At 66.1% G+C, this 9,988-nt stretch carries 9 protein-coding genes; 5 read left to right on the top strand and 4 right to left on the bottom strand.

Going from position 1 to position 9,988, the window contains the following annotated elements:
• The first annotated feature begins 375 nt into the window (after nt 1-375).
• The 3 genes from desA (at nt 376) to B3547_RS08285 (ending at nt 4,962) form a co-directional block, all read left to right on the top strand.
• Entirely contained in the window at nt 376-1,761 is a 1,386-nt protein-coding gene (gene desA / locus B3547_RS08295; protein WP_125955124.1) for a syringate O-demethylase, read from the top strand.
• 140 nt (nt 1,762-1,901) lie between these two features.
• A complete protein-coding gene (locus B3547_RS08290; protein WP_292961999.1) occupies nt 1,902-2,744 on the top strand; it encodes a beta-etherase in 843 nt (280 codons plus the stop codon).
• A 256-nt stretch (nt 2,745-3,000) separates the two neighbouring features.
• Nucleotides 3,001-4,962 carry a glycosyltransferase family 2 protein gene (locus B3547_RS08285; protein WP_292961996.1) on the top strand — a complete coding sequence of 654 codons (1,962 nt, stop codon included), beginning with the start codon at nt 3,001-3,003 and terminating at the stop codon, nt 4,960-4,962.
• Here B3547_RS08285 and B3547_RS08280 read toward each other — a convergent pair.
• The 4 genes from B3547_RS08280 to B3547_RS08265 form a co-directional block, all read right to left on the bottom strand.
• On the bottom strand, nt 4,949-5,704 hold the full coding sequence (locus B3547_RS08280; RefSeq protein WP_292961994.1) for an IclR family transcriptional regulator: 756 nt from the start codon (nt 5,702-5,704) through the stop codon (nt 4,949-4,951). The two genes, B3547_RS08285 and B3547_RS08280, sit on opposite strands and share 14 nt — an antisense overlap.
• 4 nt (nt 5,705-5,708) lie before the next feature.
• Nucleotides 5,709-6,104: a nuclear transport factor 2 family protein gene (locus B3547_RS08275; protein WP_124811286.1), complete on the bottom strand. Its 396-nt coding sequence runs from the start codon at nt 6,102-6,104 to the stop codon at nt 5,709-5,711.
• A 35-nt stretch (nt 6,105-6,139) separates the two neighbouring features.
• Nucleotides 6,140-7,273 (bottom strand): cobalamin-independent methionine synthase II family protein, encoded by a 1,134-nt coding sequence (locus tag B3547_RS08270; protein ID WP_125955120.1) that lies wholly within the window; start codon nt 7,271-7,273, stop codon nt 6,140-6,142.
• Nucleotides 7,274-7,347: 74 nt separating this feature from the next.
• Nucleotides 7,348-7,953 (bottom strand): TetR/AcrR family transcriptional regulator, encoded by a 606-nt coding sequence (locus B3547_RS08265; protein ID WP_124811288.1) that lies wholly within the window; start codon nt 7,951-7,953, stop codon nt 7,348-7,350.
• 65 nt (nt 7,954-8,018) lie between these two features.
• Here B3547_RS08265 and B3547_RS08260 point away from each other — a divergent pair, with 65 nt between their 5' ends.
• Nucleotides 8,019-8,411, top strand: coding sequence for a c-type cytochrome (locus B3547_RS08260; protein ID WP_292961989.1), 393 nt, complete (start codon nt 8,019-8,021; stop codon nt 8,409-8,411).
• Nucleotides 8,412-8,416: 5 nt separating this feature from the next.
• The gene (locus B3547_RS08255; protein ID WP_292961987.1) at nt 8,417-9,826 is read left to right on the top strand and encodes a D-arabinono-1,4-lactone oxidase; all 1,410 of its coding nucleotides are present in this window, start codon (nt 8,417-8,419) and stop codon (nt 9,824-9,826) included.
• Nucleotides 9,827-9,988 lie beyond the last annotated feature (162 nt).

Below are 9,988 nucleotides of genomic sequence, written 5' to 3'. Positions count from 1 at the left end.
AACCCCCAAATTCCCGGCTCAAACATAACCACCAACACAAACACCAAACCACACCAACGCTCACACCCCTCATTCACTCTTCACAACCCAACCCCATCCCAAACACAACTTAATCACCTAAATACAATCGCTTAGATAAGGCCGAGAGTCGCGAATCATCGAACGAGACTCAGATTCGCTCGCCGCAACGATCCGGGCCAAGCTCCCTGCCGTGCGCACGCCCCTGACACGCGCGCCCACACGATCCGTACGGCGGAGCAATCGGACGCGCCGCTCACATTTTACTGAAATTCATGATTGCGAACTTTTCATATCAGCGAAATTGAGGCATGAGACGTTCACGCCAAACCACCTCGCACGGGAGAGACTCCATCCATGTCGCAAAATCTTGAACAGCTGCTGCAGAGCCAGGCCGATGTCGTCGGCTTCCTGCGCAACCAGCAGGTCGGCCCGAACGTCTATCCCGGCGTGCCCGCCGAATATTCCAACTGGCGCGCGGAACAATGGGCCTGGGGCCACACGGCCGTGCTCTACAACCAGTCGTATCACATGGTCGATCTGGCGGTGCGCGGCCCCGATGCGTTCAAGATGCTGGAATATCTTGCGATCAACACCTTCAAGGGCTTCCAGCCCGATCGCGCCAAGCAGTTCGTGCCCTGCACGCCCGATGGCTACGTCATCGGCGACGTGATCCTGTTCTATCTCGACGAGAACGAATTCAACCTCGTCGGCCGCGCGCCGTCGATCGAATGGGTCGAATACCACGCCGCCAGCGGCAACTGGAACGTGACGGTGGAGCGTGACGAGCGCTGGGCGATGCGCACCGACGGGAAGCGCAATTCGTACCGCTTCCAGATCCAGGGCCCCAACGCGATGAAGATCATCGAGAAGGCCACGGGCAAGCCGGCGCCGGAACTGAAGTTCTTCCACATGACCCGCATGACGATCGGCGGCAAGGACGTGCGCGCCCTGCGCCACGGCATGGCCGGTCAGCCGGGCTTCGAACTGTTCGGCCCGTGGGAAGACTATGCCGCCGTCCACGGCGCGCTGGTGGAAGCCGGCAAGGACTTCGGCCTGGCGCTGGTCGGTGGCCGTGCCTATTCGTCCAACACGCTGGAATCGGGCTGGATCCCCTCCCCGCTGCCGGCGATCTACACGGGCGAGGCGCTGAAGCCCTATCGCGAATGGCTCTCCGCCAATTCCTATGAAGGCAAGTGCTCGGTCGGCGGCAGCTATGTGCCCGACAGCATCGACGGCTATTACACCAATCCCTGGGATCTCGGGTACGGCCCGTTCGTGAAGTTCGACCACGAGTTCATCGGCCGCGCCGCGCTCGAGAAGATGGCAGCCGGCCCCAAGCGCACCAAGGTGACGCTGGCGCTCGATAACGAGGACGTGATGCGCGTGCAGTCCTCTGCCCTGAGCAAGGGCGAACGGGCCAAGTTCATGGAGTACCCCAGCTCGGTCTACGCCATGCACCCGTTCGACCTGGTGCTGAAGGACGGCAAGACGGCCGGTATCTCGACGTGGATCGGCTACAGCGCCAACGAGGGCAAGTTCCTGACGCTGGCCATGATGGAACCGGGCTTCGAAACCCCCGGCACCGAAGTATCGCTGCTGTGGGGCGAACCCGATGGCGGCACCACCAAGCCGACCGTCGAACCCCACGTCCAGACCGAGATCAAGGCGGTCGTCGCCTCCGTGCCCTATTCGGAAGTCGCCCGTGACAGCTATGCCGAAGGCTGGCGTACCCGGAAGTAATTCCGCGCAAGCCCGAAGCGTGAGCGCCGGCTCCTCCCGACGGGGCCGGCGCTCTTTTTTTGCCCGAATTTAGTTTGTAAACCTAACAATTCGTGGCATGATCGTTCGCAGAAAAGAAGACGCCCAGGAGAGCAACCGGCATGGCCGCGAACAACACCATCACCTTCTACGATCTTGCCCTTTCGACGGGCGCCACGATCAGCCCGTTCGTCTGGGCCACCAAGTATGCCGTCAAGCACAAGGGCTTCGAACTGGACGTCGTGCCCGGCGGCTTCACCGGCATTCTCGAACGCACCGGCGGCAAGACGGAGCGCCTGCCCGCGATCGTCGATGATGGGGAATGGGTGCTCGATAGCTGGGGCATCGTCGAATACCTTGACGCCAAGTACCCCGACCGCCCCGCCCTGATCCCGCACGAAAGCGTGGCGGCAACGCTCAAGGCGCTCGATCACTGGTTCTGGAACGCCGCGGTCGGGCCATGGATGTTCTGCTTCTGCGCCGATTATCGCAACCTTTCGGTGCCGCAGGACCACGCCTACGTCACGCATTCGCGCGAGAAGATGCTGGGCCGCAAGCTGGAAGACGTGCAGGCCGGGCGTGAGGAGCGGTTGCCCAAAATCTCCGCCGCGCTGGAGCCCTTGCGCGCCGCTCTTGCGCAGCACCCATGGCTCGGCGGCTCCACCCCTAACTATGCCGATTTCCGCATCATGGGCGGTATCTTGTTCACCGCGTCAGTATGCCAGACCCCGGTATTGGCCGAAGACGATCCGCTGCGCGACTGGATCGAGCGCTGCCTCGACCTGTACGGCGGACTGGGCCGCCATCCCGGCCTGTTCCCGCTGTTCGGCCTGAAGCAGCGCGATGGTGATCCTGACCTGTTCAACCGCCAGGCGGGGCAAGGCGGCATCTACAAGCGCAACACCGGGCCGGAATCGACCCGAGCCGAAACGCAGCGAATCACAGAAGGCATGGCTGCCGCCTGAGGCATCGAGCACGATCACAGCACCCGGAGGGCGCGAACCATGCCCTCCGTTGTGGCGATCGACGGGCAAGGCGCTCACTCCGGCCGTAACCTGTTGCATTGCGTGGCAAGAATTGCACGCCCCGTCGCACCCGGGACTGTCAAAGAGAAACCTTTGCTGCTTTCGCGATTTCGTTCGATCGGTCCCGCCCGTGCGGAGACAGGTCCGGCGGATCTGGCATTTGCCTGATTCCGAACGAAATCTGGGGTCGCAGTTGTTGACGTTCTCTCGTGCTTCGCTTGATGCGCCGCTGCTGTTCGCGGCGATCTCCGCCTGCCTTTCCGCGCTTGTAGCACTGGCGCGATACAGGGAGCCGGTGCGGCTCGCGCCGTCCCGGTTGCGCGACCTGTGCGAACTCTGCGCGCTTGCGGCAGCCGCGCTGACGGCCACCGTACTCCTGGCTGGCCCTGCCCCCTCTTTGTCAGCCACGCCGCTGTTGCTCGCAACCTTCGTCTTCGCGGGCCTGTGCATGGTTTTGCGGATACGGGTGGCCCGCCTGAACAACGCCGGTATCGCCTGGCACGCCGCGCAAATTCTCGCGGTGACGGTTGCGACCGGCTGGAGCGCGCTGTTCATCGGCGAAAGCGATTTTCCCGGCTGGTTCCGCATACCCGCCCTGATCGGGCTGGCGCTGGGCACGGTCGTTGCCCTGGCCGCCATGGCTGGCAGCGTCGCGCGTGACGCCGCCATTACGCATGAACGCTGGCGGCGGCCTGTATCGCCGGGCAGCGCATCGGCAAAGGCGGCGCGTGAACCGAAGGTCTCGCTCCATCTGCCCTGCTATTCCGAACCGCCCGCGGTCGTGATGGGGACGATGGATCGCCTGGCGGCGCTTGCCTATGCCAATTTCGAAGTGCTGGTCTGCGACAACAACACGCCGGACGAAGCCCTGTGGCGTCCGCTGGAAGCCCATTGCACTGCGCTCAATCGGCAGCTTGGCCGCACCGTGTTCCGCTTCTTCCACGTCGCCCCCCTGGAAGGTGCGAAGGCCGGCGCGCTCAACTTCTGCCTCGACGTCATGGCGCGCGATACCGAGATCGTTGGCGTGATCGATGCCGATTATCACGCCACACGCGATTTCCTGTCGCGGCTGGTGCCGCATTTCGACGATGCCAATCTGGGCTATATCCAGACTCCCCACGATTATCGCGGGTACGCGGGCAGCCCGTGGCTGACCGCCTGCCATTGGGAATACATGCCGGTGAACAAGGTCGACTGGCGTGGAATCAGCGAATACGGCGGCGCATTCACCATCGGCACGATGTGCCTGCTGCGCGCGCAGGCGCTCAGGGATGCCGGCGGGTGGGCCGAATGGTGCCTTACCGAGGATTCCGAAGTTTCGGTCCGGATGCGGGCCACCGGCTGGCACGGGCTTTACTTCAACGAAACGTTCGGACGGGGACTGATCCCCGAAACCTTCGACGATTACCGCAAGCAGCGGTTCCGCTGGACCGCCGGCCCCGTGCAGCAGTTGCGCCGCCACTGGCGGCTATTCCTGCCGCACCCCATCGCCGGAGCGCTGCCGGGCTGGTCGAAGCTTCTTGAAGTGTTGCGCTGCGTCGCCCCGCTGCAGCGCGTGGGAGCGCTGGTCCTGATGCTGGCGGGCACGGTTTTCATGGGCCTTGCCCAATCAGCCCGCGCCGGCGATCCCGTGGACATCCCCAACGTGGTGTGGGCGATGATGATCCTTGGCGGGATGACCTGGTGCGCGCGCACGGCGCACCGCTATCGCCTGTCCGGCTGCCATGAACCGCGCGACATGGTGCTGGGCGAAATCGCCCGCGCCTCGCTCACGTGGATCGTGCTGCTTGGCGGCGTCGCCGGGCTTTCCCGCCGTCCGCTGGCCTGGCGCCGCACGCCAAAGTTCGCCGTGGCCGCGTCGCGCCGTTCGCCCTTCGCCGATACGGCGGCGGAATCCGTGCTGGGCGCGCTGTTCCTCGCGCTGACGGTAACGATCCTGGCAATCGACACCGGTTGGGGAAGCGAAACCGAATGGCTGCTGGCGCTGCAGCTTGCCAGCCTGTCCGCCGCGTTCCTGTGCGCCCCGGTCATGTCATGGCTGGCGCAGCGGCACGCCCGGCAGGCTTCGCGCGCCAATCACAAGCAAACGACCCACAAACCGGCCGGAAGCCTGCACATCGGACCGGTTTCCGCGCCGGTTCCGACTACGCTTCCCTGATCGCGTCCGCGCTGCGCTGGAGCAGTATCCTGATCCGCTGTTCCAGCGCGGGGTCGAACCGGACCGCGGGCACCGCCACGCTGAACACGCCGATCTGCCGGTCGCCCAGCCTGACCGGCACAGCCACCCCGCAAATACCAAGCGTGGCCCGCTCGCGCGCGGTGCAGAAGCCGTTTTGCCGGATCTCCGCGATATCGGCGCGCAGATCGGCCTCCGCAACGCGTGTTTTCGGGGTCAGTTGCTCCCGTTCGCTTCGCCCGAAATAGTCCGCAAGCTCCGCCTCGGACATTCCCGCCAGCAGGACCAGCCCGCCGGCCAGCCCGTGCAGCGGCTTGCGCGTGCCGGGATCGATCGCATAGCGCAGCGCCTGATCGCTGGCTTCGGTCACCAGCGCCTCGGCATCCCAGCCGGCGCGGATCATGAACGACGAGGTCTCGTTCAACTCGCTGCGCAAGGCGCGCACCAGCGGTGCCACGCGCTCCTCCAGCGAGAGCGAAGACACGGGCGCACGCAACCGCTCCAGCCCCGGCCCGGGCAGATAGCGCCGCCCTTGCCGGGCCAGGTATTCCCGCTCGGCCAGCGTCGCCAGCAGATAGGACAGGCTGCTGACAGGAATCCCCAGCGCCGCCGCGATCTCCTGCGCGATCACGCCCTGCGGATGCGCCACGACGAACTCGATCACATCGAGCGTGCGCATCGCGGACTTGACCGGGGCGGCAGCGCCCGCCTGGCTGGCGCTCATCTCCTTACCCCTTGAACGTCAGCGACCCGCGCCGCTCGGCGAAGCGCCATCCGGCGGCGGTCAGGCAAAAGCGATCATGAAACGAACCGACCAGTGGCGGCCCATCCCCCGTAAACAGCAGCATCGCCGAGGTGCCTCGCGCGGTAGCCGGTCCTTCGACATCGATCACCACGTTGGAGCAGACGTGCCGCGTGGTGCGCGGCGGGCGGGCCTTGAACGCGGCGAGGATCGCCTCGCGCCCCACGACCGGCTGGTCCGGCGCGGTCGGGCGGAACATCACGCCATCCTCGGCATAGAGCGCGGCCACCTCGTCCCAGCGCGCCTCGTCGTTGAGGTTGGCGTAAAGCGCGATCAGGCGGGCGCAATCGTGCTCGACGGCCCGGCGATCATCGGGGTTCATACCTTGCTCCCTGTTCGCCGTCAGAGACGGCCGGCTCACATACGGGCCGCCGCGATATCCGCACCCTCGCGCAGCGACCGAAGCTTGCGCCATGTCACGATCGGATCGATCTTGCCATAACCGGCAAACGTGCCGAAGCCGCAATCGGTGCTGGCGACAACGCGTTCCGGGCCAACGAATTCGGCAAAGCGCTCGATCCGCTGGGCGATCAGCTCGGGATGCTCGATATAGTTGGAGCAGGTGTCGATCAGCCCCGGCGCCAACACCTTCCAGTCGGGCAGCCGCGCGTCCTTCCACACCTTCCATTCGTGTTCGTGGCGCGGGTTGGCGGCCTCGAACAGCACCGTGGCGGGGCGCGCCTTCAGCACGATGTCGATGACCTTCTCCAGCGCGATGTCGTGATCGTGCGGGCCTTCGTAGTTGCCCCAGCACACGTGCATCCGCATCTTTTCGGGCGGGATGTTGGCCGTGGCGGCATTCAGCGCCTCGACGTTCGCCGCCGCAACCTTGAGGAAGTCCTCCTCCGCCATGTCCTGGTAGCCGGTGTGGCGCGACATCGCGAGATCGGGGCAATCGAGCTGGAGGTAGAACCCTTCGCGCACGATCGTCTCGTATTCCTCGCGCATCGCGTCGGCCAGATCGGCCAGATAGGCCTCGTGGCTCGGATAGTGGCGGTTTACCTGGAACGCGGTGATCAACCCCGGCGAGGCGGCGTTCATGAAGGCTTCGGTATCGGGCGCGCCATGCTTGGCCAGCGCCGCCTTGAAGCGGCGGATATCCTCGTGCAGCGGATCGAGCGTGACCAGCTTCACCGGTCCGATGCACGAAGCCCGCACGAATTCCTGGCTGCCCATGATCGCCGACAGCTTTTTCGCAAGGTTCGGCACTTCGGCGAGGTCCGCCGCCGGCTTGCGATCGATATGGCCGCCAAAGCCGGACAGCCGCTCGATCATGTAGGTCGAATAGCCGACCTTCCCCAGTTCGCCATCGCTGACCACGGACACGCCCGCTTCGACCTGCGCCTGCACCGCCGCATCGACCGCGGCCGAAACCTTGGCATCGAACTCGGCCGCGTCGTAAGGCTGGCCGCCATCGCGCGCCAGCAGCAGCGGCGTCAGTTCATCGCCGCGCGGCAGGCTTCCGACGTGCGTGGTCTTTATCTTGGCCATGCGGCTCTCCCAATGCTCGATCAGTTCATATTCGTGAAAACTTCATAGCAAGGAACAGGCGCGACGCAAGCGGCCTACGGCGCGATCACCGCCCGGATCGCGCGCGCGGCATCGGCCAGCGCCGGAGCCTCCGGCAGATCGGGTTCGTCGAAGATCAGTTCGATCGCGGCATATCCCAGATCCACGCAAAGCCGCGCCCGCGCCTCGGTAGACTGCGGGTCCTGCCGGGGGTCGAGCGCGAGCACGCGCTCCGCCAGCGCGCGCGCCACGGCCCGGTGCGAGGCGATGCGGATCGGCGCGAGTTGCGGCACCGCCCGCAGCATCCGCATGATCCACGCCCCGCCCGGCGTGGCGCGGGTCAGGGTGACATGCGCCTCCAGCACGGCGGCAATGGCCGCTTCGTCCTGTTCCGGGTCCAGCACCACCAGCGCATTCTGCGCCACCATCAGCCGCTCCCCCAAGGCCGCCAACAGCGCGTACTTGTCCGGGAAGTAGTGGTAGAGCGTCGGCGGACTGACCCCGGCGCGCGCCGCCACCAGGTTGGTGGAAATGCGCTCCACCCCCACTTCTTCCAGCAGACTTCCAGCGGCATCGAGCAGGCGGTTCCACGTGGCTTGCGCCCGCTTTTGCACCGGTTTTCGCCCCGACATCGCAAAGGGGATTTCGCCTTCTTCGGTCACGTTCCGATGCTCCTTGACAGAAATATAGCTATAACTAGATTTCCAGCAAGTTGGGAAGGGACATCATGGTGCGACTCGGACAGCATCCGGCTCAGGGCATGTTCGCGGCGGCATTGCTGGCGCCGGCCCTGCTTGCTCTGGCTGGCTGCGGCCATTCCGCACCGCCGACCCAGCCGCTGACCGAGGCGCAAAGCGCCGCGTTGACGCCGGCCGATCCGCATCTCGCCGAACTCTATGGCGCATCATGCAAGGCCTGCCACACCGTCCGCGCCTCCACCGCTCCGCTCACCGGCGACCGCACCCTGTGGGATGCCCGCTGGAGCAAGGGGCCGGACGCGCTGCTTGCCAGCGCCATCCAGGGCAAGGGCGCGATGCCCGCCGGCGGCCAGTGCCTTGCCTGCACACCCGACGATCTCAAGGCGCTGATCCGGTTCATGGCCGGCCGCGAAAAGGAATAGGAACCATGGCATTGCTCACGCGCAGGAAAGCCATTCTGGGGACTGTGGGCGTACTGGGAGCCACGGCGGGCGGCCTGACGGCGCGGCGTGCCTGGCTTGATCGCGAACCGGTCCCCCCGCCCGCGCTCGACGGATCGGGCCGCGTGCTCTGGACCAACTGGTGCGGCCTGGAACATGCCTATCCGGAACGTCGCCTCGCTCCCGCCAGCGAATCCGAACTCGTGCAAGCGCTGCCCGCCGCCCCCGCCCCGATCCGGCCGGTCGGCGCCGGGCACAGCTTCACCGCGCTGGTGCCCACTTCGGGCACGATGCTCTCGCTCGACCGCATGGCGGGGCTGGCCGGGCATGACGCCGCCACGCATTCGGCCCGCGTCCTGGCAGGAACGCGGCTGGCCGCGCTCGGCCCCGCGCTGGCCGCGATCGGGCAGGAGATGCCGAACCTGCCGGACATCAACAAGCAATCGCTGGCCGGCGCGCTCGTCACCGGCACGCACGGCACCGGCAAGGGACTGACCGCGATTCACGGCGGCGTCACCGCGCTGCGGCTGGTCACGCCCGATGGCACGGTGGTCGAAGCCGCGCCCGATCACGAACCCGAGGTCTTTCACGCGGCGCGCGTGGGCCTCGGCGCGTTCGGCGTGCTGACCGAAGTGACCCTGCGCAACCAGCCGCTGACGCGCGTGCGCAAGGAAGTGCGGATCGTCGATACCGAGGAACTGCTGGGCCAGTGGCCCGCGCTCGCCACGCGCCATCGCAATGCCGAATTCCTGATCCTTCCCTTCACCGGCAAGGCCGCGCTGATCACGCACGATGTCACGACCGAGCCGGTCCGCCCGCGCGGCCCCGATCGCGATACCGACGTGCTGATGCAGCTGAAGCTGCTGCGCGACGTGTTCGAATTCACGCCCGGCGTGCGCAAGCGCGTCGCCGCGCATTTTCTGAACGACGAACCGCCCGAAGTGGCCATCGACCAGGGCTGGAAGCTCCTGTCGAACGAACGCCCCGTGCGCTTCAAGGAAATGGAGTACCACGTTCCCATCGAACGGCAGGTGGAGGCCCTGCGCGAAGTGGTCCGGCGCATCGAAAGCCAGGCCCACGACGTGTTCGTGCCGATCGAGGCCAGGATCATAGCGCCCGACGACGCCTGGCTCTCCCCGTTCTACCAGCGCGAAAGCGGCTCGATCGCGGTCCACGCCTATTACAAGGACAGCCACCAGTTCATGTTCGACCTGATCGAACCGGTGCTGCGCGAGGCGGGCGGGCGACCGCACTGGGGCAAGCTCCATTCGCTGTCGCGCAAGGAACTCCAGCCGCTCTATCCGATGTTCGCGCAAGCCGACGCGGTACGCCGCCGGCTCGATCCGCAGGGCCGGATGCTCAACCCCTTCCTGCACAGGATCTTCGATGCCGCCTGAACGCAAGACATCCTCGCGCCGCGCCGTGCTGGCGGGCGGCGGTGCCATCGCCGTCGCCGGGCTCGGCGTCCTTGCCCTGCGCCCGGCGGAGAGCGGTGGCAGGCATGACGCCTATTTCGCCGCGCTGGCCGCCGCGCTGCGCCGCGCCGGGCTGATGCATCC

This window comes from Novosphingobium sp. UBA1939 (genome assembly GCF_002336885.1).
GTDB lineage: Bacteria > Pseudomonadota > Alphaproteobacteria > Sphingomonadales > Sphingomonadaceae > Novosphingobium.
This window is presented reverse-complemented; position numbering and strand designations above follow the sequence as displayed.

Excerpts from the sequence above, each read along its gene's own strand:
- B3547_RS08255 (WP_292961987.1), top strand. The coding sequence starts at position 8,417 with ATGGCATTGCTCACGCGCAGGAAAGCCATTCTGGGGACTGTGGGCGTA.
- B3547_RS08290 (WP_292961999.1), top strand. The coding sequence starts at position 1,902 with ATGGCCGCGAACAACACCATCACCTTCTACGATCTTGCCCTTTCGACG.
- B3547_RS08280 (WP_292961994.1), bottom strand. The coding sequence starts at position 5,704 with ATGAGCGCCAGCCAGGCGGGCGCTGCCGCCCCGGTCAAGTCCGCGATG.
- B3547_RS08275 (WP_124811286.1), bottom strand. The coding sequence starts at position 6,104 with ATGAACCCCGATGATCGCCGGGCCGTCGAGCACGATTGCGCCCGCCTG.
- desA (WP_125955124.1), top strand. The coding sequence starts at position 376 with ATGTCGCAAAATCTTGAACAGCTGCTGCAGAGCCAGGCCGATGTCGTC.
- B3547_RS08260 (WP_292961989.1), top strand. The coding sequence starts at position 8,019 with ATGGTGCGACTCGGACAGCATCCGGCTCAGGGCATGTTCGCGGCGGCA.
- B3547_RS08270 (WP_125955120.1), bottom strand. The coding sequence starts at position 7,273 with ATGGCCAAGATAAAGACCACGCACGTCGGAAGCCTGCCGCGCGGCGAT.